The organism is Litoreibacter albidus (assembly GCF_900107015.1).
Taxonomy (GTDB): domain Bacteria; phylum Pseudomonadota; class Alphaproteobacteria; order Rhodobacterales; family Rhodobacteraceae; genus Litoreibacter; species Litoreibacter albidus.
The window spans coordinates 102,361-124,433 of sequence record NZ_FNOI01000002.1; the positions used below are offsets into that span (position 1 = coordinate 102,361).

25 protein-coding genes are annotated in these 22,073 nt (G+C 57.1%); 7 read left to right on the forward strand and 18 right to left on the reverse strand.

All coding sequences use genetic code 11. The features are described 5' to 3' along the window. The first annotated feature begins 37 nt into the window (after positions 1–37). Entirely contained in the window at positions 38–958 is a 921-nt protein-coding gene (locus BLW66_RS05480; RefSeq protein ID WP_089945903.1) for an MBL fold metallo-hydrolase, read from the forward strand. Continuing rightward, positions 955–1,902: an MBL fold metallo-hydrolase gene (locus tag BLW66_RS05485; RefSeq protein ID WP_170833403.1), complete on the forward strand. Its 948-nt coding sequence runs from the start codon at positions 955–957 to the stop codon at positions 1,900–1,902. Before BLW66_RS05480 ends, BLW66_RS05485 begins: the two co-directional genes overlap by 4 nt. Before the next feature lie 6 nt (positions 1,903–1,908). Here BLW66_RS05485 and BLW66_RS05490 read toward each other — a convergent pair whose 3' ends face one another. The 14 genes from BLW66_RS05490 to BLW66_RS05555 form a co-directional block, all read right to left on the reverse strand. Further along, the gene (locus BLW66_RS05490; RefSeq protein ID WP_089945905.1) at positions 1,909–2,976 is read right to left on the reverse strand and encodes a YeeE/YedE family protein; all 1,068 of its coding nucleotides are present in this window, start codon (positions 2,974–2,976) and stop codon (positions 1,909–1,911) included. A gap of 54 nt (positions 2,977–3,030) precedes the next feature. After that, positions 3,031–4,254 carry a 5-aminolevulinate synthase gene (hemA, locus tag BLW66_RS05495; RefSeq protein WP_089945906.1) on the reverse strand — a complete coding sequence of 408 codons (1,224 nt, stop codon included), beginning with the start codon at positions 4,252–4,254 and terminating at the stop codon, positions 3,031–3,033. 2 nt (positions 4,255–4,256) lie between these two features. Further along, on the reverse strand, positions 4,257–4,688 hold the full coding sequence (locus tag BLW66_RS05500; RefSeq protein ID WP_089945908.1) for a DUF302 domain-containing protein: 432 nt from the start codon (positions 4,686–4,688) through the stop codon (positions 4,257–4,259). 81 nt (positions 4,689–4,769) lie between these two features. Beyond that, positions 4,770–6,038, reverse strand: coding sequence for an NAD(P)/FAD-dependent oxidoreductase (locus BLW66_RS05505; RefSeq protein ID WP_089945910.1), 1,269 nt, complete (start codon positions 6,036–6,038; stop codon positions 4,770–4,772). Between the two features lie 27 nt (positions 6,039–6,065). Then, a complete protein-coding gene (locus tag BLW66_RS05510) occupies positions 6,066–6,758 on the reverse strand; it encodes a c-type cytochrome (RefSeq protein ID WP_089945912.1) in 693 nt (230 codons plus the stop codon). A 2-nt stretch (positions 6,759–6,760) separates the two neighbouring features. Next, positions 6,761–7,771 carry a c-type cytochrome gene (locus BLW66_RS05515; protein ID WP_089945914.1) on the reverse strand — a complete coding sequence of 337 codons (1,011 nt, stop codon included), beginning with the start codon at positions 7,769–7,771 and terminating at the stop codon, positions 6,761–6,763. Further along, the gene (gene soxC / locus BLW66_RS05520) at positions 7,755–9,017 is read right to left on the reverse strand and encodes a sulfite dehydrogenase (RefSeq protein WP_089945915.1); all 1,263 of its coding nucleotides are present in this window, start codon (positions 9,015–9,017) and stop codon (positions 7,755–7,757) included. Before soxC ends, BLW66_RS05515 begins: the two co-directional genes overlap by 17 nt. Before the next feature lie 25 nt (positions 9,018–9,042). Further along, positions 9,043–10,740 carry a thiosulfohydrolase SoxB gene (gene soxB / locus BLW66_RS05525; protein WP_089945917.1) on the reverse strand — a complete coding sequence of 566 codons (1,698 nt, stop codon included), beginning with the start codon at positions 10,738–10,740 and terminating at the stop codon, positions 9,043–9,045. 100 nt (positions 10,741–10,840) lie between these two features. Continuing rightward, positions 10,841–11,695, reverse strand: a complete 855-nt coding sequence (gene soxA / locus BLW66_RS05530) for a sulfur oxidation c-type cytochrome SoxA (RefSeq protein ID WP_089945919.1) — start codon at positions 11,693–11,695, stop codon at positions 10,841–10,843. Positions 11,696–11,722: 27 nt separating this feature from the next. After that, positions 11,723–12,052 carry a thiosulfate oxidation carrier complex protein SoxZ gene (gene soxZ / locus BLW66_RS05535; protein WP_089945921.1) on the reverse strand — a complete coding sequence of 110 codons (330 nt, stop codon included), beginning with the start codon at positions 12,050–12,052 and terminating at the stop codon, positions 11,723–11,725. A gap of 23 nt (positions 12,053–12,075) precedes the next feature. Continuing rightward, positions 12,076–12,495, reverse strand: a complete 420-nt coding sequence (gene soxY, locus BLW66_RS05540) for a thiosulfate oxidation carrier protein SoxY (RefSeq protein ID WP_089945923.1) — start codon at positions 12,493–12,495, stop codon at positions 12,076–12,078. A 40-nt stretch (positions 12,496–12,535) separates the two neighbouring features. Beyond that, a complete protein-coding gene (gene soxX, locus BLW66_RS05545; RefSeq protein WP_089945925.1) occupies positions 12,536–13,009 on the reverse strand; it encodes a sulfur oxidation c-type cytochrome SoxX in 474 nt (157 codons plus the stop codon). A gap of 110 nt (positions 13,010–13,119) precedes the next feature. Next, the gene (locus tag BLW66_RS05550) at positions 13,120–13,698 is read right to left on the reverse strand and encodes a thioredoxin family protein (protein WP_089945927.1); all 579 of its coding nucleotides are present in this window, start codon (positions 13,696–13,698) and stop codon (positions 13,120–13,122) included. 15 nt (positions 13,699–13,713) lie between these two features. Beyond that, on the reverse strand, positions 13,714–14,451 hold the full coding sequence (locus BLW66_RS05555; protein ID WP_089945929.1) for a cytochrome c biogenesis CcdA family protein: 738 nt from the start codon (positions 14,449–14,451) through the stop codon (positions 13,714–13,716). Between the two features lie 77 nt (positions 14,452–14,528). Here BLW66_RS05555 and BLW66_RS05560 point away from each other — a divergent pair, with 77 nt between their 5' ends. From BLW66_RS05560 to BLW66_RS05580, 5 genes are all read left to right on the forward strand, one after another. Beyond that, positions 14,529–14,900, forward strand: coding sequence for a thioredoxin domain-containing protein (locus BLW66_RS05560; protein ID WP_170833404.1), 372 nt, complete (start codon positions 14,529–14,531; stop codon positions 14,898–14,900). Positions 14,901–14,955: 55 nt separating this feature from the next. Further along, positions 14,956–15,321, forward strand: a complete 366-nt coding sequence (locus tag BLW66_RS05565) for an ArsR/SmtB family transcription factor (RefSeq protein WP_244508561.1) — start codon at positions 14,956–14,958, stop codon at positions 15,319–15,321. Positions 15,322–15,367: 46 nt separating this feature from the next. After that, complete coding sequence (locus BLW66_RS05570; RefSeq protein ID WP_089946694.1) at positions 15,368–16,423, forward strand: YeeE/YedE family protein; 1,056 nt, start codon at positions 15,368–15,370, stop codon at positions 16,421–16,423. 215 nt (positions 16,424–16,638) lie between these two features. Beyond that, a complete protein-coding gene (locus BLW66_RS05575) occupies positions 16,639–17,382 on the forward strand; it encodes an SDR family NAD(P)-dependent oxidoreductase (protein WP_089945933.1) in 744 nt (247 codons plus the stop codon). A gap of 226 nt (positions 17,383–17,608) precedes the next feature. After that, a complete protein-coding gene (locus BLW66_RS05580; protein ID WP_089945935.1) occupies positions 17,609–18,571 on the forward strand; it encodes a sugar kinase in 963 nt (320 codons plus the stop codon). Here the strand turns inward: BLW66_RS05580 and BLW66_RS05585 are convergent. From BLW66_RS05585 to BLW66_RS05600, 4 genes are read right to left on the reverse strand one after another with little or no spacing between them, the layout of a single operon-like run. Then, positions 18,568–19,311, reverse strand: coding sequence for an ABC transporter ATP-binding protein (locus tag BLW66_RS05585; RefSeq protein WP_089945937.1), 744 nt, complete (start codon positions 19,309–19,311; stop codon positions 18,568–18,570). The genes BLW66_RS05580 and BLW66_RS05585 overlap by 4 nt on opposite strands. Continuing rightward, the gene (locus BLW66_RS05590; RefSeq protein ID WP_089945939.1) at positions 19,308–20,165 is read right to left on the reverse strand and encodes an ABC transporter ATP-binding protein; all 858 of its coding nucleotides are present in this window, start codon (positions 20,163–20,165) and stop codon (positions 19,308–19,310) included. The genes BLW66_RS05585 and BLW66_RS05590 overlap by 4 nt, the downstream gene beginning before the upstream one ends. Next, positions 20,165–21,076, reverse strand: coding sequence for an ABC transporter permease (locus tag BLW66_RS05595; RefSeq protein ID WP_394197426.1), 912 nt, complete (start codon positions 21,074–21,076; stop codon positions 20,165–20,167). The genes BLW66_RS05590 and BLW66_RS05595 overlap by 1 nt, the downstream gene beginning before the upstream one ends. Then, positions 21,076–22,062 carry an ABC transporter permease gene (locus BLW66_RS05600; RefSeq protein ID WP_244508589.1) on the reverse strand — a complete coding sequence of 329 codons (987 nt, stop codon included), beginning with the start codon at positions 22,060–22,062 and terminating at the stop codon, positions 21,076–21,078. Before BLW66_RS05600 ends, BLW66_RS05595 begins: the two co-directional genes overlap by 1 nt. Positions 22,063–22,073: the final 11 nt, after the last annotated feature.

The window sequence follows — 22,073 nt, forward strand, 5'->3', positions numbered from 1 at the left end:
TCATATTCAAAAAACAGAATAGATGTGAGGGGACGCTATGAATATTGATCGCAGACGCCTGCTGACTGGCATGGCGGGCACCGCCTTGTTGGGGCTACCTAAGCCGACACTGGCCGCGACAACGGCATCCATCGGGGATTTTCAGGTCGACAGCGTCAGCGATGGCAATTTGGTGTTACCCGGAGCCATGTTCTTTGAGGGCCGCCCCGTCGCAGAGGTCGATAAAATCCTAGCGCCGCTGAACATGTCGAAAACTCAAGTAGAGCCACCTTGTAACGTCACACTGGTGCGACACGAAGGCCGCGTCATCCTGTTCGATGCGGGGTCTGGCGACGGCTTCATGCCGACTGCGGGTACATTAGTCGACAGCTTGGACGCAATTGGTATAGCGCCCGATGATGTGACTCACGTGGTCTTCACACATGGCCACCCTGATCACCTGTGGGGCGTCCTCGACGATTTCGATGATCCCGTTTTCACCGAAGCAGAGCATATGATCGGCCAAGTTGAATGGGATTACTGGACGGACCCAAACACCGTGAACACCATTGGTGACACCCGCGCGTCGTTCGCCGTGGGTGCCGCGCGCAGACTGGACGCTGTGGCAGACCGCATGACGTTCTTTAAGGATGGTGCAGAGGTGCTTCCAGGCATCATGGCCCACGCAACCTTCGGCCACACCCCCGGCCATATGTCGTTCGAGGTCAGATCCGGCAGCGACGCGCTGCTGATCGGCGGTGATGCGATTGGCAACCACCACATCGCCTTCGCGCGGCCCAAATGGGCGAGCGGCTCCGACCAAGATCCGGACCTCGCGGCAATTACGCGGGCACGTCTGCTCGATATGTTGTCGCACGACAAGACGCCGTTGCTTGGTTTCCATTTACCCGACGGCGGCATCGGTCGGGTCGAGAAGAGGGGCGATGAGTACCAATTCGTATCGGAGGAAATACAGTGAACAGGACGTCTCTATGTGCCGCACTTATCTTTGCTGGCGCAGCACACGGCAGCGAGGACATCGCGGACAAGTACCCGAACTCCCTGCTCTACGACAAACCTGTGGAAGTCATCCCGGGTGTGTTTTCCGCCATCGGGGCTACGGCGCCGCCGACCTATGAGAACTCCGGCCACAACAATAACCTCAGCTTTATTGTCACCGGCGACGGCGTCATTGTAGTGAACGGTGGCGCAGCGTACGGCCTCGCCAAAGCCCTGCACGACGAAATTCGTGCCATCACCGATCAACCGGTAAAGTTAGTCTTCAACGAGAACGGCCAAGGCCACGCCGTCTTGGGCAATAACTACTGGGCAGAACAGGGCATCCCAGTTGTCGCGCATCAAGATGCGGCGCATGAGGTTGAGGAGCGCGGGACATCACTCCTAGAAGGCATGAAAAAGTACAACCGCGACAAGGCCGAGGGCACGAAGGTGCAAGGCCCTACCGTGACATTCGAGGACGAATACATCGTCGACATGGGCGATTTCCACATCGAAGCCCGCTACCTTGGTCCAGCACATAGCCCCGGCGACATCGTCGTTTGGCTACCAGAGCAGAGCTTGGTCATCGCGGGCGACATGGCGTTTCATGAACGGATGCTGCCGATTTTTGAGCACACCTACACCGCCGACTGGCTGGAGACTTGGGACACCGAGTTCGAGACACTAGAGGCGACCTACGTGATCCCTGGGCATGGGCACCCCACCAACATGGATCAGGTGCGCCGCTACACAAAAGGCTATCTGGAGTACCTTCGCGGCAAAATCGGTGAGTTGCTAGAGGAAGGCGGCGGCCTCGCCGAAGCTTACTACGTCGATCAGTCCCCCTACACCAATCTGGATACGTTTGAAGAACTGGCGACGAAGAACGCTGGTCGTGTGTTCGAGCAAATGGAGTTTGAATAACAGGTCTTAGACCACCGAGGCTGTTTGCACAGATAGGCGCCCCATTAATAGGTGGGTCGCCATCGCCCCGATCCACATGCAGAACACTGCGACCCACGCAGTGGTGGCGAAAATGGCCCCGCCAGACATGCCTGCGCCCACCGCGCAGCCACCTGCCAACATGCTACCGAACCCCATGAACGCCGCTCCTAAAAGGTAACGCTCCATTGGAGTGTCTGGTCCAAACCGTTCGATGCGGGCCTCTCGGGTCAGCAGCGCCATCGCCATCGCGCCTAAAAACACCCCCGGAACCAATCCCACGCCAAACCCAAGCGGCAGATTGGGGCTATTGACCAATCCCATCAATGTGTCGGTCGAAGGTCCGGTGAACGTCACTGACGAGATCGGGACGACGTCAAACGATGTCTGCGCGATGTTGTAAGTCAACAACCAGCCAAGCCCGACAGCGCCCCCCACCAAGCCTGCGGCTAAGGCATGGCTCAACCGAACGCGGGAGCGGAAGGCCAATAGGAATGCCAAGCCTAACGCCACGGCCGCCATCACGGACGCTGTCACCGAGGACACGCCAAGCTGGTTAAGAAGGCTCCGCCCATCCCCCCCAGAGACCAGCCAAAGCGACGCCACCCCTTCCCTGAGAGGCGACAGCACGCCGCGTAACGACGCTTGGGCGACGAGCGTCAGGACAAGCCCCGTCACGATCGCACGCAGGTTTCCAGTGGCCGAAAGGACCAGCAACCTACTTGCGCAGCCGCGCGCAAGGATCATGCCGCAGCCAAACATTAGCCCGCCGATAACAGCGCCAGACATGCTACCGGTCGCGGCCAAGGGTCGGGCCTGCGATACGTCGAGAAAACCCGCAATGATGCTGACTTGCACCAGCAGAACACCCGCACTGAAAGCGATAAACCAAATCGCGATGCGCGGCCCGAAGCCGCCCTCCGACAGCTCTATGCTGGCAGCCCTGAGACAGAAGCGGGAATGCTGCGCCGATGCCCCGAAAATCAAACCGACCAACGCCCCCGCCATCATGAGGACGCCACCATCACCGTAGCTGTCGATCAAACTCTCTAGCATTGGGGCCACCCTTACTTTGATCGCGCACAGCGGAGCTTACGTCTTCGCTTACCTCTACTGTGCCGCCATTGGCATACGGGCCAGTTCACATTGGGCCCATAGGGCCTCTAACGCACCAACCAAGCAATCGACGTCGGCTTCGCTGTGCGCAGGCGACGGCGTGATCCGCAACCGTTCCGTACCCTTGGGGACAGTTGGATAGTTGATTGGCTGAATGTAAATTCCGTAGTCACACAACAGCAGATCCGAGATGTATTTGCACTTCACCGGATCGCCGACCATGACGGGTATGATGTGGCTCGGGTTCTCGACATGCGGGATGCCCACGGCATCCAGACGTGCGCGTACGTCAGCGACACGCGCTTGGTGTTCGCCGCGTTCAGTGGTGGACGCCTTGAGGTGCCGGACGGAAGCTGCGGCCCCCGCGGCAACAGCTGGCGGTAGCGCTGTGGTGAATATGAAACCGCTCGCAAAGCTGCGCACAAAATCGCACAAGTCCGTCGACGCGGCGATATAGCCTCCAACGACGCCAAATGCTTTGCCCAGCGTCCCTTCGATCACGGTGATCCGGTCCATTAGTCCTTCGCGTTCCGCAATGCCGCCCCCGCGCGGCCCATAAAGGCCAACGGCGTGAACCTCATCAAGGTAGGTCATCGCGTTGTACTTATCCGCGAGGTCACAGATTTCCTTGATAGGGGCGATATCACCGTCCATTGAATAGACACTCTCGAACGCGATCAATTTCGGCTGGTTCAACGGGAGGGATGCCAGCTTGGCTTCCAAGTCAACAAGATCATTGTGCTTCCAGATCATACGCGCGGCTTTGGAGTGACGAATGCCCTCAATCATCGACGCGTGATTAAGCGCGTCCGACAACACAACACAGCCCGGAATTTTGCCCGCCAATGTCCCTAGCGCAGCCCAGTTGGAGACATAGCCAGACGTGAACAACAACGCATCTTCTTTGCCGTGTAGATCCGCCAGCTCTGCTTCCAGTTGCACGTGGTCGTGGGTGGTGCCCGAAATATTGCGCGTGCCTCCGGCGCCCGCACCGCAGCGGTCCAGCGCGTTATGCATCGCCGAGAGGACCGACGGGTGCTGCCCCATGCCAAGATAGTCATTGGAGCACCAAATGGTCACAGGCGCGGTATCGCCATTGCCATGCGCTCGTGCGTGGGGGAAGTCACCGCATTGACGCTCCAGCTCTGCAAAAACACGGTAGTTCCCGTCATCGCGCAACTGGTCCAAGCTGGCGGAGAAGAAGTCTTCGTAGTTCATTGTTACTGCAACGCCTCTTGTACGATATCGTCCAGCAAAGCCTGAACTTCCTGCATCGGTCCCTCGGGGAAGGTTTTGTAGCCAATTGTGACTTCGCCCGCGCGGTCCGTAACAAAGATGCCATATGGGCAAAATGCGATGTTCATCGGGTCCGCTTCCATGACCTTCCGCGACAGCTGTGCGGAGCAAAACTGGAAGATGTCCGCGCCGTCAAAAAGTGTCACATCACTGCCGACGTCTTTTGCTGTGCGCGCCAGCATGTCGCCCGTATGGCTAACCCAGTCGATGACCAACCCACGCCCAACGATAGCGCTTTCCACTGCAAAAGTTGCGTCTCCGAAATCCCCCTCGAATGGGTAGGTGACCGCATGATCGTCGGCAATCGCCGGCGCGGTGCATAGGGCCAGTGCCCCCGCAAATGCTATGTTCTTCACTTGAAGTCCTCCTGTCGCTGGTCCCATCGAACCACAATCAATTGGTCGGGACATTGATATAGATCATGCCCCGACCACTCTCTATCCGAACATGTCCGTGGTCATACCCGCGTACCAACCTTCGGACTCCTCATACGTTGTTTTACGAAGAGCGCGATCCTCACCGGTTGCGGAGATGAACCCGTCTACCTTCGCAATTTTCTCCTCGGTGGCCTCATAGGTAGCACCCACCTTCACGCCGTCGTCCTTGGCGATAAGAGACCAACAGGTGTTACTAAATTTCGCGGGAAACACCTTGGACCCCGTCAATGCGCCGCGTACCGCATTCGCACATACCTTGGCTTGGGCGTTAGCGGAAAACCCTGATTTCGGCATATCACCCTGTCGGCTTGCATCCCCCAAAACGTAAACGTCATCGTCTGCTTTGGTGCTCATGTCGGCGGCGTTTACTGGTGCCCAATTTCCGTCGGTCACCCCTGCGAGTTCCGCGATGCGCCCTGCTTTCATTGCGGGGATTACGTTGCACACGTCGACCTTGGTTTCTTCCCCATCAATGGTCAGCGTCATCGCGGAGGGGTCGACCGATACGACACCGCCGCCAAAGTCGGCACCGATCCAGTCGATCATGCCACTGTAATGCTTGCCCCAGCCTTCCTCGAACAAGGCCTGTTTGGAAAACTTTTCTTTCGGGTCGGCCACGATGATCTTGGCAGTCGGGTTGGTTGTTTTCAGAACATGCGCCACCATCGAGACCCGCTCGTATGGCCCGGGCGGACAGCGATAGGGATTAGGCGGCGCGACCATTGCAAATGTCCCGCCTTCTGGCATCGCCATAACCTGTGCCTTCAAAAGCTCGGTCTGTGATCCGCCCTTATACGCATGTGGCATGGCATTCTGAGAAGCAATGCTCCAGCCGTCCACAGCGTCCTCCACAAAATCAATTCCTGGGCTAAGGATCAGTTTATCATAAGGCAGCCGCGCCCCTCCGGCGAGCGTCACGACCTTGCTCTCACGATCCACATCAACCGCCCAATCATGCACAACATTGATGCCATACTTCGCGGCCAGAGTGCCGTAAGTGTGGCTAATGTCCTCGATGTCTTTGAAGCCCCCCAAATAGAGGTTGGAGAAGAAACAACTGACGTAGGTCCGCGAAGGCTCCACCAATGTGACATCCAACTGGCCCTGACTGTCTTTCGCAAGATACCGTGCTGCAGTCGCACCGCCCGCGCCGCCGCCGATTACCACAACGCGCGGCTTGCCGTGCCCCTCCGCCAAGACCGTCGGTGCGTGTAGGGACGCCGCGGCCGCGGCACTCGCCCCGATGAATGTTCGTCTGTTCAGTTTCATCTTAAATCCTCCCAGATATTAGCGCGATTACTTAATCTCGTGGAAATACGCGGCTAGCGCCGCGATTTCTTCGTCTGACAGCCGCCCTGCCAACATCTGCATCACCGGATGGGGGCGCAGTGCACGTTTATACGCCTGCATAGCGACGACGAAATCCTCAGTCGGCCACCTTGTGATCGACGGGATCCCAGTGTCGCCACCGTCGACACGGTGGCAGGTCACGCATTCAGCCGATAGGTATTCACCGTACTCCGGATCGCCTCTCAGCGCCAGAATTGACGGGTCTATGTCATGATCCACCCCCCGCGCCGTGGGCTCCGCCTCTGGCAAATCGGACGGATCATCCGAAAATCTACGCAGATAAGCGAGCAAGTCGGCACGGTCTTGCGCCGACGCCAATCCGCGAAAACTCATCCGCGTTTTGGAGACAAGCGCACGGGGATTTTCTATGTAAGCGTCGAGCGTTGCTGCCGTCCATATCAAGCCGTCATTGCCAGCACGTTGCATCGACTCAGAGTATGCGAAACCTGCGTGCGCACCTGCGCGGCGTCCGAATAGGCCATTCAGATGTGGGCCGATACGATCCTTCGCCGCTGGACCCACCTCGTGGCATCCAGCACATCGCGCAAAGACCGATGCATCACCACCTTCGGCCGCACCAACCGCCCCTGCCGCAAGCCATGCGGCTGCAACGAGAGATGCAGTTGACGCGGCCCGCATACCTAGTCGTCCACGCTGGCCAGATAGGCCGTGATCGCGGCAAGGTCTTTCTCTTTCCTCAAGCCTGAAAAGCTCATCTTCGTGCCTTTCATGAAGGCCTTCGGTTTCGCCAAAAACGCGGCCAACGTATCTTCGGTCCAGACCAGCCCTTCATCGGCTTTCGCTTGAAGAGCCTTTGAATATTTGAAGCCCTCGACGCCCCCTGCCGCCTGACCGACAATACCGTTCAAAATCGGCCCCGTCTTGTTCTTTGCGCCCTCGCCAACCTGATGGCATGCTTTGCATTTCTTGAAGACCTTCTCGCCAGCGGCCACCAATTCGGGGTCGAGCGTTGCAACCTCAGCAATCGGGGCCTCAACCTCCTCAAGCGCGTCTTCTGGCTCTGGCTCATCCTCCTCTGGTGTCACGTCGAGGACCATCGCACGCATGGTCACCTCCACCTCGTCCTTGCAGTTTTCCATGCAAGGCTCGCCCACCCATTTGGAGTGTTCAGTCTCCAGTCGGTCATCAAGGATGAAGCCGTCGTGATTGGGGAGAGTAACCTCGGAGAATGTCTCGTTCGACAAGACGAATTCGTCGTCCACCAAGTCGTTCGAATACAATATGTAGGCCACAATCGCGTAGACCTCATCCGGCGACAAAGATTGCGCGTTGCCGAAGGGCATGGAGCGGTTCACATAATCCCACGTTGTGGACAGATAGGGCCAGTAGCTGCCGACCGTTTTCAACGGATCATCGTCGGCCAAGGTGTCCGCGCCGCCCGCCAGTTTTGGCCAGTTACCCACGCCTTCCGCGAAGTCGCCGTGACACACGGCACATTGATCCGCGAACACTTCCTCGCCTGTTAGCACATCGCCAGAACCCACTGGCAACCCAGTGCCGTCAGGCCGCACATCCTTGTCCCATGCGGCGATTTCTTCTGGGAGTGCTGCGCGGCCAATGCCGAATGTGTCAGCCATTACAGGCGTTGAGACAACGGCAAGCGCCGCCGCAGCCTTAAGAAACTTCGACATTTTCAGCCTCCCCATTCGCGCGGACCAGCCACGTCTGGATGCAGTTGTTGTGATAGATCGAGTTCAACCCGCGCACTTCTCTAAGTTGCGCCTTAGTAGGTTGGACGTAACCGGTTTCATCCATAGCCCGAGACTGAAGAAGCATCTCCTCGCCGTTCCACTCTGTGTCGAGGTAGAACCGCGTCAGCGCCATCTTCTCGCCCGGCTTGGCGAGGCGGGCTGTTTGCCACGTCTTGCCCCCGTCAACTGATACATCCACGCGCTTGATCGCACCGCGCCCCGACCACGCAAGCCCCGAGATAACAAGCGGTCCTTTGCCATGGCTAATCGGCGCTTGCGGACTGGGCGAGGTCACGACAGACTTCGCATCCATTTCCCACGTCCATTTCCGCGCAACGCCGTTCGCCAGAACGTCTGTATATTTCGATGTCTCTTCGCGGCTTTCCACTGGCGCGTTTGCAACTTCAATCCGGCGGATCCATTTGACCCACATGTTGCCTTCCCAACCGGGCACGACAAGCCGCACGGGGTAGCCGTGTTCCTTGCGCAATGCCTCACCGTTGGCTTTGAAGGCGACCAGCACATCGTCCAGCGCCTTCTCCATCGGGATGGAGCGCCCGTTGGATGACGCATCGGCGCCCTCCACATAGACCCATTTGCCAGCAGTGTCGTATCCGGCCTCTTCCAACAACGTGCGCAGCGGCACGCCGGTGTACTCCATGTTATGGATCATACCGTGGGTAAACTGCGCGCCGTTCAGCTGTGCGCCCGCCCATTCCATACCGGTGTTCGCCGCACATTCACAAAAATAGACGTGGTTCTCACGCGGGAAGCGCTCAAGATCCGCGTAGGTAAACACCAGCGGCTGATCCACCATGCCGTTGATCATCAGGCGGTAGTCTTCCTTCTTCAGCTCAATCGCACCGGAGTGGTGACGCTCAAACGCGCAACCTTGCGGTGTGATCGTGCCGTCCAGCGCATGGATAGGCGTGAAATTGATAGAGCTGATGGTGTCCGCTGTCAGCCACTCCACGTTACGACGAACAACGTCGTCTTCGTACTCAATGGGCATGCCATATGGCGCTGCGTCTACGCCGTCCCCTAGCCCGGATGCCCACGGCTGGACCTCTGTGATCAATGGGTCGGGGGAGGCGGCGTTGGCCTGCCCTGCGGCCAAACCAACACCTGTCATTGCAGCGCCTTTCAAGAAGGCGCGGCGGGATTTTCCGGTCGTGTTATCTGTCATCCTGTTGCCTTTCTCCCGAAGGCGCTTACGCGCCAACAACCTTCACGCTGTTATTCGGGTCCACTGTTACGGTGCCCTGTTTGCGGATATGGTTTTCCACGACATCCCAGATTTGCGGTCCTTCGGTGCCCTCGTTAACCGAGGCCCAGCCCGCCACCTGATACGTTCTGTCGGCGTCGATTTTCTCGCCGGTTTTCAGCAGCGTCATTTCTGTGATCCGTGCGCCTTGCGGCTTGGTAACGTCGATGCGGTAGCCAAGGCCACCAGTGCGCACCATGTCGCCGCCTTGCTGATAATAGGGGTCAGGGTTAAACAGGTTGTCCGCCACATCTTCCAAAACCACATGCAGGAATTCACCTGTCATCTCGGATCGGTAGGCAGCCCCGTAGGTCATAGAAGTGACGTTCCAGATGTCTTCGCGCGTGATATCCTGACCTGGCAACAAAGACGGCCCCCACCGGACGCCGGGGCTAAGCGCGATGTCCGCTTCGCGCTCCGAGATAAGCGCGTCACAAATCACATCATCCCACGTGCCGTTGAAGTTGCCACGGCGGTAGAGCAACGATTCAGTCTGACCGATCACCTCTGACAGCGCGTCCTCGTAGGGCGCGCGTTGCTCGTCGATAAGTGCCGCAACCTCAGCATCCGGCGTAATCACGTCAGAGAGGATCGGGATCAGTTTGTGGCGGAAGCCCATCATGCGACCATCGCGAACATCCAAGTCGACCCGTGACACGAACTTCCCGTTGGAACCGGAGGCCACGATTATCGTCTCGCCGACCAGTACTGGTTCAGGCAGCGCATCGTGGGTGTGCCCAGACAAAATCACGTCAATGCCAGTGACCTTGCCCGCCATCTTCTTGTCCACGTCAAAGCCATTATGGCTGAGGCAGACCACCAAATCGGCACCGGCTGCGCGCACTTCATCAACCATGGCTTGCATGTTCTCGTCACGAATGCCGAAGGCATACTCCGGGAACATCCAGCCCGGGTTGGCGATGGGCATGTAAGGGAAGGCCTGACCGATCACTGCGATCTTGGTACCGCCGCGCTCAAAGAACTTGTAGGGCGGGAACAGCTCTGCTGGTTCGTCCCATTCGGCGTCGAAGATGTTCTGCCCAAGTGCCGCGAACGGTAGGCCCTCGACGATCTCGTTCACACGGTCTGAGCCAAGTGTGAACTCCCAGTGGAAGGTCATTGCATCCGGCTTCAACGCATTCATCACGTTGACCATGTCTTGGCCTTCGGTTTGGAAGCACGTGTAAGACCCATGCCACGTGTCACCACCATCCAGCAGCAACGCATCGGGGCGTTCAGAACGGATCTGGTTAATCACCGTCGCAACGCGGTCCAGGCCGCCGACGCGGCCGTAGCCTTGCGCCAAAGCACTAAAGTCGCCGGAGCTGAGCGCATAGTGAGACGCGCTCCCATCGTCCACACCGTAGAGCTTGCGGAAATCCGCACCTGTCACATGCGGCACCTGCCCGCGATTGTCCCCTACCCCGATATTGATAGACGGCTCACGAAAATAGATCGGCTTTAGCTGCGCGTGGATATCGGTGATGTGGATCAAGGAGACGTTGCCAAATGTATCAAACTGCAACAGCTGATCTTGCGTCAGCGACTGCTGCGCTGCCAAACGCCCCCAGTTGCCATAGCCGGACGCCCCTAGGATGGCACTGGCGGCCATGCTGGTTTGAAGAAAGTCACGCCGTGAGATCATTTGGTAGGTCCTTTACGCCTTAATACATGCGGATTTTTGAATGTTTTGAGAGGTGAAAAGCCCCACACCGGTACTTCGGAGCGGGGCCTTCAAGCGACAGTTAGTTGCGGACGGACGGGCCTTCGACCGACAGACCATTGCCACGGGACGCGACATACAACTCAAGTGCTACAAACTCGGGGCTACCTGGGTTGTAAGTTTCAGCGCGTGTATCGCGTACACACCCTTTGAAGCGAGCGTGAGCCGAGTTCAGCTTAGTGTTTTTCAAGCGATATGTAGGGAAGCCGTTGATCTGGCCTTGGCTCAAATGGTCCGCGCGGATCATCTTGCCGTAGCTGTCTTCGTGGCAATTCGCGCAGGACAGTTCCAACTGACCAGTGCGTGTGTAATAGAGTTCTTTGCCCTCCTCCCACGTCGATTGGGCCGGGCCGTCAATCGCAACATTGACCGGAAGGCCACGCGACACAGAAGCCAGAAGCGCTGTCATATTGACCATGTCGCCGCCCGTGTACTTCCACTTTTCAGCACCCATACGGTTTTCACGGCAGTCGTTGATCTGCATCTCCATCGTGAACACCTTTTCCGCGGCGTCGTTCCACTTGGGGAACGTCGGGCGAACCTCGGCCATGTCAGACGAAGCACCATGACAGTCTGCGCAAGATTTGCCCTCGGACCCATCTGCCGTGTTCCAGACGTCCTCCGCCTGCTCCACAAAAATCATGCCCGGGTTATCGAAATCATCGGCTTGCATTGCGCGGGTTTCAGTGCCGCGGAACAGCCAGCCGGACATGACTTCGTCCAGAACGTCCGACACGTGGTCGGGTGCAGCAGTGCGGGTGACAAGCGTCATCTCGTCGTTGATTGTCAGCGTATCATCCACTGGGTCGGCCATGGCGCCAGCCGCCACGGTTCCCGCTAAGATAAAGGCGCCAAGCGCTCCCTTAAGTATGGTCATAGTCATCCCTCCCGGATTGTTTAGCGGTCACTCGATGGCAATTTTCTTGCTCTCTTCGTAGACGGATCCGTCGTCGTCGTACCAAGTGAACTTGAACTCGCCGGCTTCCGGAACTTTCGCTTCAAACTCCAAGTAGGGGTTTGTTGAGATCGCTGGCTCAAGCGTCACATCAACAACATTCTCGCCGTTGAAGTCGCATGTGAACCGGTTGATGATCGAGCGCGGGATGACGTTGCCGTCGTCGTCTTTGCGCTGGCCAGATTCCATCTTGTGGCTGATCAGCGTCTTGATCGTGATTGTGTCGCCAGCAGCTGCCTTTTTAGGCACCTTGACGCGGGGCTTTACACCTTTTGCCATTTTCGAATTCTCCTTGAGATACCTTAGCCGCCGCAGCCGCCGATTGTGACTTTGACCATGCTGGATGCTTTTGCGAAGGAACCGTCGGCCATCTTCGCAATCGCGACTACGTCCTGCGTGCCTGCGAGACGGATGCGGGTCGATGCTGTTTGGGACGCAGCCAATACGCCAAACTTGAAGGTCGCGACCGCCGGCGTCGGGTTGCCAGTGGCAAGCACCATGATTTCGGTTGCACCTGGCGCAGACACTTCAACAGGAACTGTATTGCCGTTCTCTGCAATCTCCGGCGCCGTCAAGGTAATCCCCGCATCGCCCATTTCCGCGCCGCCTGTAAAAGCTGCGATGGCATCGTCTGCCAAAGTCGCGAAGGCGCGCAACGGCAATCCCGCGGCGATAAAAGCACTGCCCCCCATAACCATGGCGTTTCGTCTTGTAAGTTTCATTGCGTAAGCTCCTGAGCTTGGTCCCCTAAGAGGGGACCGATCATTCTTTAAGAGTGGAAAGATATGCCACAACGTCTTCGATCTGCTGTGCAGACAGAAGCGGGCCGAACGTGTCGTCGGCGGCTTTGCCAGTGTAGGCATTACCGGGACGGATAAACCCTTCGGTTTTGTAGAACGCAGGCATCATCGTGTCCTCGAACATAATCTTCGCGTTCGCAACGATGCCCCGAAGCTCTGCCTCGGACCAACGATCAGCGGCACCGTCAAGGGGTGGCCCGATCTCACCTTGGAACGGCACATCTGCCAAGTCAGACACCTGATGACATGCGACGCAGTTGCCTAGGCTTTTGTTACCAACGATCTCGCGACCACTGGCCGCATCACCGGCAACACCCGAAAGCGATTGCGCCACTGTGCCGTCTTCGTAGCTGACAGCGGTTGGTGCGATTTCGGCCGCCACCAAGGCGGTGGCCGATGCGGCAACGGCTATCGTTGTAAGAATGGAAATTCTCATGCGTCCTCCCGTAACACATTCAATTTTTTATATACCATAGAACACGCCTTCGTGAACGAGCAAGCGTAAATTCCCATTTGTGAATATACCTCTACCCTTTTTCGACTTTTTCAGTCCGTGGATCCGTTCTGTCTCTCTTGAATCCTGCGCGCGTGGTAGCGTTGAAAGTCTTCTTCTGAATCAAGCTCATAGCGCTTTTCATTGACCCAGGTGAACATGTCCAATGTTGTCCCAACACCGAACGCCCCCGGCATCATAGCCACCGCCGCAGACTGCGCGGTTTTATCCTCGGGCACATCCTCGGGCATGAACAGAATCGACGGTGTGAACAGTAAACCCCACTTCCGCGCGGCGGCTTTTTCGGTCAGCACCTCTCCGTCAAAGTCGATCACCTCTGTGTCGCCATGCAGGTTTAACTGCACCACAAAGAAGTTATCGCGGATATAGTCGGAGACCTCGGCACGTGAAAACACCTCCTCATGCATCTTCGTGCAGTAGATGCAGCCGCGCTGCTCCATGAAGACTGCCAGCCGTTTGCCCTCAGCATTCGCATCGCCAAGGTCTTCGCGCAGGTCTTTGAAGGTATCGCGCATCCAGTCCGCTTTGTGCAGCCCATCATCGCCAAGCTCCGCCGCCGCAAGCACGGGCGCGAACAGAAGCCCCAAGAACGTCATCCAAATCAACTTCATCGGGTTGTCTCCTCTCTAGATGTTCTGAAACACGGGGAACGTATTGATCATCCAAGCTGCGATGCGGTTCACACTGTCCGTGGCGATCAGCATCGCAAAGAGGATCATTAACACGCCCATGGCTTTTTCAACTTTTGGCAGGTGTTGCCTGAACCGTGACGCGAACCGCAAGAACGGACCGATAAACAGTGATGCGACCACAAACGGTGCGGTCATTGCAACACCGAACACCAGCAGTAAGACCAACCCCTCCAACGCGGTCGACTCGGTGCTGGCCGTGAACACAACTGCGGTAAGCACCCCACCCACGCAAGGCGTCCACCCTGCTGCAAACGCGAAGCCCACGACATACGCGCCCAATACCGACATGTTCTTGGTGTCGCCCGCATCCATCTGGAATACGCGGTTAAGGAACCCGATACGCAACACCCCTAAGAAGTGCAGCCCCATGATCAAAACCACAGTTGCGGCGAAAAGCCTGAACTCGGTTTGCATGCTACGAAACGTCTGGCTAAGCCCGTAGGCCGCCGCGCCAAGCAGAACGAAGACCGTGATGATTCCGAGCGAAAACATGATGGACGCGAAGAAAGCACGCTTGCGCACGCCGGGTGCCATCTCGCCCTCTGCGCTTATCTCCGACATCGACGCGCCTGCCATGTAGCTCAGGTAGAAAGGAACAATTGGCAGGACACAGGGCGAGAAGAAGACGATCAAGCCGCCGGCTAATGCGCCAAGGATAGTGACATCAAACATCGCGGGCCTTCTCGCAGTTGCACGTGATACATATTCAAGTTATTATATGTTTTAGCAAGTGGTCAACTGGAACTGAAATGTTTGCTCTACGATCCGGCCTTATGGGCGTTTTGCTCCTTTGTGGGCTTACCTTTCCTGCTTTGGCCGCCAACCTGGTTATGGTGGAGCAAGACGGCTGTCACTGGTGCGCCCAGTGGAACAAAGAGATCTCTGCCGTTTACCCAAAAACGTCCGAAGGCCAGCGCGCGCCTCTGCGTCGCGTAGACTTGCGCGATCTACCCGAAGACATCGAATTCACTACGAAGCCAGTCTTCACCCCCACCTTCGTTCTTGTTCACGAAGACAAGGAGTTGGCGCGCCTCGAAGGCTATGCCGGAGACGAGTTCTTTTGGTTTTTGCTAGGTAAGATGCTGGACGCCCACCCTGAAGCAACTGGGCTAGAGCCATGATCAGGCGTTGCAAGGAACGTGCGGATTGCCAAAGACGCGCCTCGGCGGGTAAAAGATGTACACTTTATTGGATATCGATGACCCTATGAACCTGCCCGTCATTACCAAAGACATGTCAGACGCTGACATTGAGCGAATGATGGAGAGCGCCTGCAATGCCTCCAACTTTCTGAAAACTATCAGTCACGAAGGTCGCCTGATGATCCTGTGCCACCTTGCGACAGGTGAAAAAACCGTGACCGAGCTGGAAGAGCTACTCTCCGCGCGTCAAGCTGCTGTCTCCCAACAGCTTGCCCGGTTGCGCACAGAAGGTTTGGTGTCGCCGCGTCGTGAAGGCAAGGCGATCTACTATAGCTTGACGGATAGACGTGCCATCAAAATACTCGACGTGGTCTACGACCTATTCTGCCAAGACAAGTAAACCCGACACGACTCTACGTCGTCGGGGAACGCACGAGGTGCAACCGTTGCTAGACAACCTGCCAGACGTTTGGGCTTTGACCATCATCGGGTTCGCCGGTGGTGCTGTGCTTGGGCTTGCCGCCCGTCTTGGCAGGTTTTGCACGCTGGGCGCGATTGAGGACTTCTTGTACCAAGGTAGCTCCGTCAGGCTGCGCATGTGGGCGCTGGCCATCGCCGTGGCAACCTTCGGCAGTTTTGCATTGGTTGCTGCGGGTCACTTGGACCTCTCTCAGACCACATATCAGCAAACCGCATGGTCGCCGCCCGCCAGCATATTGGGCGGGCTCCTCTTCGGCTATGGCATGTCGCTCGCAGGAAATTGCGGCTTTGGGGCCTTGGCGAGGTTTGGGGGCGGGGACTTGCGATCCTTCGTCATCGTCCTCGTCATGGGGGTTGCGGCCTACGTCATGCTATCGGGGCCGCTGGCCGCCATGAGGGAGGCATTCGTCGAGAGCACGACGCTTCCGACATCCTATCTGGGGTATGCGGACCTTGCGGCGGCCATCGTCGGCGCACCCGTTTCCATCATAGGAATGGCAATCGCGGCGTGCATTGGTGTCGCGGCATTCAGCTCAAAGCAGCTTCGTCGTGACAAGAACGCGCTCATATGGGGCTGCTCTGTCGGCCTCGCAATCGTCAGCGGTTGGGCTGGTACGCAGTGGGTCGCCAATACCGGCTTCAGCGCGACGACAGTCCACAGCCACACCTATACCGTCCCGCTGGGAGAAACGCTCATCTTCTTGATGACTGCCAGCGGTGGTGGCTTGTCTTTCGGCGTTGGCTCCGTCTTCGGTGTGCTGGTTGGCGCGTTCAGTGGCAGTCTCATCAAGGGGCATTTTCGCTGGGAAGCCTGCGAAGACCCGCGCGAACTAAAGAGGCAGTTCTTAGGTGCGACCCTCATGGGGTTCGGCGCAGTGCTGGCCGTTGGTTGCACGATTGGGCAAGGCATATCGGCATTTTCCGTGTTGGCCTTCAGCGCGCCTGTGACATTTGCCGCGATTTTTGCAGGTGCCGCATTGGGGCTTCGCCAACTGATCACGGGCTTTTCCACCTCTTATTAGGTCGACAGAAAGTGCGTCCAAGTTGCGTCAACCTGGTGGTCGAACCAAGTCGGCCGTTTGCTCGACATTCATTTTATACTAGTATGTCAGTTTGGCCTCCGGTATACTAACTCGCGAACCTAGGCGATTGAAATCCCGCCATCACCACACGCTGCACTAGCGTTGGCACGCCCGAACCGCGGCGCTCGCGACATCGAACTCAGGAAGGACACCACATGAAACTTGCAGGTAAAACCGCGATCATTACAGGCGGCGGGCGCGATATTGGGCGGGCATGTGCGATCCGCTTGGCCGAAGAAGGCGCAAACGTTGCTATCAATTACTTCTCTAGCAGCGAAGGCGCTGACAGCGCTGTCGCAGAAATAACTGCTGCGGGCGGCAAGGCATTCGCACTGCAAGCGGATATCAACGGCCAAGAAGGCGTTGATGCCTTGGTCGCTAAGACTGTCGCCGAATTCGGCGGCGTCGATATACTTGTTAACAACACCGGCGGGCTGGTCGCGCGTAAGACCATCGCGGAGATGTCGTTGGAGCACTGGACAACGGTGATGGACCTCAACCTCACCAGCACCTTTCTGATGATCAAAGCCTGCCTCGCACATATGAAGTCGGGGGCAATCGTGAACCTTGCAAGCCAAGCAGGCCGCGACGGCGGAGGTCCGGGCTCCGTGGCCTATGCTGCATCCAAAGGTGCGGTTATGACGATGACACGCGGCCTTGCCAAAGAACTGGGCCCAGACATTCGCGTGAACGCCATCTGCCCTGGCATGATCGACACCGACTTTCACAACATCTTCACCAAGCCAGAGGTCCGCACTTTTGTGGAAAACGCATCGCCGTTGAAACGCCAAGGCTTGCCGCTCGACATCGCCAACCTTGTGCTGTTTCTGTCTTGTGACGACTCTGCCTTCATCACGGGCACCAACATGGATATCAACGGCGGCATGCTGTTCAGCTAGGCTCTTTGGCTGCTTCTCGCGGCTCGCTTGCCATCTGTCGGGTGGGCCGGAGACCGTATTCGCAAAAACTAAATTGGCATGACCGACTAACTGTAGGATAAGCAGCAACACCACAGCAGCTCACACGGTCGCAAAGCCTTTCCATTCCAAGGGCAATGTGATGGCGGCTAACTCAGCCCCTCGCAGCGACGGTTTCTTTTAACGACACCGAAATAGGTCCAGAATAATGACGTCATCCAGCCAGCTACAACTCACTCAACCGGTTCTCGGACAATTCAAAAAGTTCCTATCTATCGGAGAGTGCATGGTGGAGTTGGCACCGCTTGATCAAGCGAATGAATTTCACATGGGCTTTGCTGGCGATACCTTCAACACGTCCTGGTACATGCGCACACTACGCCCAGATGTAGAAACCAGTTACTTTACTCGTGTAGGCACCGACGCTGTATCTAACGCCATGTTGGACATGATGTCTGGGGCTGGCGTTAACACCTCATTTATTGCGCAAGACCCTGTTCGCTCTGTCGGGCTGTACCTCATTTCCCTCAAGGATGGAGAACGCAGTTTTTCTTACTGGCGCGAGCAGTCAGCCGCGCGGAAGCTGGCTCAAGACGCGGAACTGCTGAAGCGCGCGATGCAAGACTCGGATCTGATCTATTTCTCCGGCATTAGCCTTGCCATCTTGGACCCCCAAGGGCGCCAAACGCTGTTGGACGCGCTGAGTGCCGCGCGGGCGGACGGCAAGCGGATCGCCTTCGATTCCAACCTGCGCCCCCGCCTGTGGGCAAGCACTGATGAGATGACTACGATGGTGATGAAAGCCGCCGCCGTCAGCGACATCATCCTACCGTCCTACGATGACGAAGCAGACTTTTTCGGCGATGCTAACATCGAGGCAACAGGCATCCGCTACCTCGGTGCAGGCGCAAAAACTGTCGTCATTAAAAATGGTGCAGGCGCTGTGCATTATATCCACGAGGGGTTCAGCCACCACATTGATCCGCCAGCTGTGGGCGATATTGTTGACACCACATCTGCTGGCGACAGCTTCAACGCGGGCTTCTTCGCGGGACTGGACCGCGCCACGTCCATGGAAGAGTTGATCCGATCCGCATCCCAGATTGCGGGTCAGGTCATCGGCCGAAAGGGCGCGTTGGTCCCTCTCGACTTGTCCAAAATCACGATCTAACCAAGCGACGCTTCAAGTAACTGCTTTGAGTACGGGTGTGACGCTTTCATAGATCGCAAGGCATCGACGTCCAATATCTCTACGATATGGCCATCCTTCATAACAGCCAGTCGGTCACACATGTGGCCGACGACCGACAGATCATGAGACACCATAACATAGGTGAGATCACGGTCGCGCCTTAGGTCGGCCAGCAGGTTCAGGATTTCAGCTTGCACCGATACATCCAATGCAGATGTCGGTTCATCCAGAAGCAGCAACTCTGGCTCCGGCGCCAAAGCGCGCGCTATCGCGACGCGCTGGCGCTGGCCCCCGGACAACTGGTGCGGATACCGAAATCTGAATTTCTGCCCCAACCCCACGTCATCAAGAAGCTTCACAACACGGGCGTCGATGTCCCTGAAGCCGTGCAAATGCAACGTTTCCCCCAAGACCTGATCCACCGAATGGCGTGGGTGCAGGGACGCGTAAGGGTCTTGAAAGACCATTTGAACAGTCTTGAAAAACGACTTCGGGCGCACCTTTCCAATTGCGCGCCCATCGAGTTCCACCTTACCCGACCAGTTCGGTGCCAAGCCGGTAATCGCCCGCAAAATCGTGGATTTCCCCGACCCACTTTCCCCGACCAAGCCAAAGCTTTCGCCTTGGGCCACATCAAATGTCGCGCCTTTAACCGCGTTCACGCGGTCGCGTTGTTTCCCGAACCAGACGTTCAGACCATTGACCGAAAGCTTATTCATACGCGCGCACTCACACTTAGGGCCACCGACCACTCTGGGTCGCGCTCCAGCACATCCAGTCTGTCCCTTGGTACGTCCAAACGCGGCAATGAATTTAGCAAGCCACGGGTATAAGGATGCTTCGCATCATGTAGTTTATCAGCGTCGCACACCTCCACAATTCGGCCTGCGTACATAATCAGCACACGGTCACAAAAATCTGCGACCAAGTTCAGATCGTGGCTAATAAAAATCAGCCCCATTCCCCGATCTTTCACCAGCTTGTCCATGATACTCAACACTTGACGCTGCACCGATACGTCCAGTGCCGATGTTGGCTCGTCCGCGATCAGAATTTCAGGGTTCGGGATCAGCATCATCGCGATCATGATCCGTTGCCCCATGCCGCCCGACATCTCGTGTGGATAGGCGCGCATGACTCGTTCTGGATTTCGGATTGAGACCGCCTCCAACATCTCCACAGATTTGGCATAAGCTTGCGCCTTAGAGGCGGCGCTGTGCAGCCGGTACGCTTCAATGATCTGGTCCCCTATCGTCATCACCGGATTGAGTGAGAACTTTGGATCCTGCATCACCATGCTGATCCGCTGCCCGCGCACCGCTCTCATGTCTTTCTCTGACAGCTTCATCAGATCCGTGCCATCAAGGCTGATCTGATCCGCCTCAACAATCCCAGGCGACCGGATCAGCCGCAAAATCGCGCGCCCCGTCATGGACTTGCCAGACCCGCTTTCGCCAACGATCCCCAGCCGTTCCCGCCCCAGTGTGAAAGACACACCGCGTACCGCATCGAACACCCCGTTTCGTGACGGGAAGCGAACCCATAAATTCTCGACATCCAACAAAGTGCTCATCATTCACCTGCCTTCGGATCAAGAACATCGCGCAAACCATCGCCAAGCAGGTTAAACGCCAAGGATACCGTAAAAATCGCTAAGCCCGGCATGGTGGCAACCCACCAGTGATCCAAGATAAATCGGCGTCCTTCAGATATCATCGCACCCCACTCAGGGCTGGGAGGTTGTGCACCAAGTCCAAGGAAGCCAAGCCCCGCGGCGGCCAGAATGATCCCCGCCATGTCCAGCGTGACGCGCACAATCAACGACGAAATGCACAGCGGCCAGATATGGCCGGTGATGATCCGCAGCGGCCCCGCCCCTTGCAACTGGATCGCGCTGATAAAATCGGAGGACCGGATGGTCAACGTCTCCGCCCGCGCGATGCGTGCATAGGGTGGCCACGCCGTGAGCGAAATTGCCAGCACGGCATTTTCAATCCCAGCCCCCAAAGCTGCTACAAACGCTAACGCAAGGACCAGACGCGGGAAGGCCAAGAAAATATCCGTGACCCGCATCAAAACCGTATCTGTCCAGCCGCCAACGTACCCCGATACCGTGCCAACCAACAGGCCGGCGATTGGCGCGATTAACGCCACCAGCGCCACGATGTAGAGGGTGATCCGTGCGCCGTAGATCAGTCGGGACAAAATATCGCGGCCCAAACTGTCTGTGCCCAAAATGTGCCCCCCCGTTCCCAGTGGCAACAGCCGATTGCCAAGGTCCTGCACGAAGGGGTCATGCGGCGACAGCAACGGCGCAGCAGCCGCGACGAAGACCAGTAGCACCAAAATGGCTAAACCAATCATCGCCATCGTGTTGGAGCGAAAGGACAGCCAGCCTTGGTAAACTGCAGAGATTTTGGCATGACGGCGGGACGTGGGCGTCTCGGTCAGTAGCCACTCACGAAGAGTTTGTGTTTCGGCCATCATTTAGCCCTCGGGTCGAAGACCTTGTAGAGCAGGTCTGAGAAGATATTGAGCAAGATAAAGATGAGCCCGACGACAACTGTGCCACCCAGAACCGCATTCATATCCGCGCTAAGAAGTGCTGTCGTGATGTAGCTGCCGATCCCCGGCCAACTGAAGATGATCTCGGTAAGCACCGATCCCTCGAGCAGCCCCGCGTAACTCAGCGCGATCACGGTAATCAATTGCACCCGAATGTTCTTAAAGGCGTGTTTCCACACAACATCCCATTCGGACATGCCTTTGACACGCGCGGTGGTCACATATTCAGCACTGAGCTGTTCCAGCATAAACGACCGCGTCATACGGCTCACATAGGCAAGCGAATAATATCCCAGCAGCGACGCGGGCAGGATGATGTGGCTGAATGCGTCTTTGAACACATCCCAATTTCCGTCCAGCAACGCGTCGACCAAAATCAGGCCTGTGACACTAGGCACAACATCAATGTAGAAAATACCGACGCGCCCCGGCCCACCGACCCAGCCAAGGATGCCGTAGAAGACGAGCAGCCCCATAAGTCCAAGCCAAAAAATCGGCATCGAATATCCGACCAACGCCAGCACGCGGGCGACCTGATCGATCCAAGACCCTTTGCGCACTGCCGCCAGAACCCCCAAGGGCACACCAAGGACAACCCCGATGATGATGCCGATCGTCGCAAGCTCCAGGGTTGCAGGAAAGACGCGCGCAATATCCTCGGACACAGGCCGCGCATTCAACAAGGAGATCCCGAAATCAAGGTGCAGCACATCCCAAAGGTAATAGAAAAACTGTACCAGCAGCGGCTTATCAAGCCCGAGTTGCAGGTAGACTTCGTTATAAGTTTCCTGTGACGCCCGCTCGCCAACAATGGCCAGCACGGGATCAATCGGCATAACGCGACCGATGATAAAGGTGACAAACAAGAGCCCCAGAAGTGTCACCGCAATCGAGCTAAGCGTCATCACCGTGCCGC

Bases quoted from the DNA above. Each gene is read 5' to 3' on its own strand.
- BLW66_RS05480 (WP_089945903.1), top strand. From the start codon at position 38: ATGAATATTGATCGCAGACGCCTGCTGACTGGCATGGCGGGCACCGCC.
- BLW66_RS05490 (WP_089945905.1), bottom strand. From the start codon at position 2,976: ATGCTAGAGAGTTTGATCGACAGCTACGGTGATGGTGGCGTCCTCATG.
- hemA (WP_089945906.1), bottom strand. From the start codon at position 4,254: ATGAACTACGAAGACTTCTTCTCCGCCAGCTTGGACCAGTTGCGCGAT.
- BLW66_RS05505 (WP_089945910.1), bottom strand. From the start codon at position 6,038: ATGAAACTGAACAGACGAACATTCATCGGGGCGAGTGCCGCGGCCGCG.
- BLW66_RS05510 (WP_089945912.1), bottom strand. From the start codon at position 6,758: ATGCGGGCCGCGTCAACTGCATCTCTCGTTGCAGCCGCATGGCTTGCG.
- BLW66_RS05515 (WP_089945914.1), bottom strand. From the start codon at position 7,771: ATGTCGAAGTTTCTTAAGGCTGCGGCGGCGCTTGCCGTTGTCTCAACG.
- soxC (WP_089945915.1), bottom strand. From the start codon at position 9,017: ATGACAGATAACACGACCGGAAAATCCCGCCGCGCCTTCTTGAAAGGC.
- soxB (WP_089945917.1), bottom strand. From the start codon at position 10,740: ATGATCTCACGGCGTGACTTTCTTCAAACCAGCATGGCCGCCAGTGCC.
- soxA (WP_089945919.1), bottom strand. From the start codon at position 11,695: ATGACCATACTTAAGGGAGCGCTTGGCGCCTTTATCTTAGCGGGAACC.
- soxZ (WP_089945921.1), bottom strand. From the start codon at position 12,052: ATGGCAAAAGGTGTAAAGCCCCGCGTCAAGGTGCCTAAAAAGGCAGCT.
- soxY (WP_089945923.1), bottom strand. From the start codon at position 12,495: ATGAAACTTACAAGACGAAACGCCATGGTTATGGGGGGCAGTGCTTTT.
- soxX (WP_089945925.1), bottom strand. From the start codon at position 13,009: ATGAGAATTTCCATTCTTACAACGATAGCCGTTGCCGCATCGGCCACC.
- BLW66_RS05550 (WP_089945927.1), bottom strand. From the start codon at position 13,698: ATGAAGTTGATTTGGATGACGTTCTTGGGGCTTCTGTTCGCGCCCGTG.
- BLW66_RS05555 (WP_089945929.1), bottom strand. From the start codon at position 14,451: ATGTTTGATGTCACTATCCTTGGCGCATTAGCCGGCGGCTTGATCGTC.
- BLW66_RS05560 (WP_170833404.1), top strand. From the start codon at position 14,529: ATGTTTGCTCTACGATCCGGCCTTATGGGCGTTTTGCTCCTTTGTGGG.
- BLW66_RS05565 (WP_244508561.1), top strand. From the start codon at position 14,956: ATGTACACTTTATTGGATATCGATGACCCTATGAACCTGCCCGTCATT.
- BLW66_RS05575 (WP_089945933.1), top strand. From the start codon at position 16,639: ATGAAACTTGCAGGTAAAACCGCGATCATTACAGGCGGCGGGCGCGAT.
- BLW66_RS05580 (WP_089945935.1), top strand. From the start codon at position 17,609: ATGACGTCATCCAGCCAGCTACAACTCACTCAACCGGTTCTCGGACAA.
- BLW66_RS05585 (WP_089945937.1), bottom strand. From the start codon at position 19,311: ATGAATAAGCTTTCGGTCAATGGTCTGAACGTCTGGTTCGGGAAACAA.
- BLW66_RS05590 (WP_089945939.1), bottom strand. From the start codon at position 20,165: ATGAGCACTTTGTTGGATGTCGAGAATTTATGGGTTCGCTTCCCGTCA.
- BLW66_RS05595 (WP_394197426.1), bottom strand. From the start codon at position 21,076: ATGGCCGAAACACAAACTCTTCGTGAGTGGCTACTGACCGAGACGCCC.
- BLW66_RS05600 (WP_244508589.1), bottom strand. From the start codon at position 22,062: ATGACGCTTAGCTCGATTGCGGTGACACTTCTGGGGCTCTTGTTTGTC.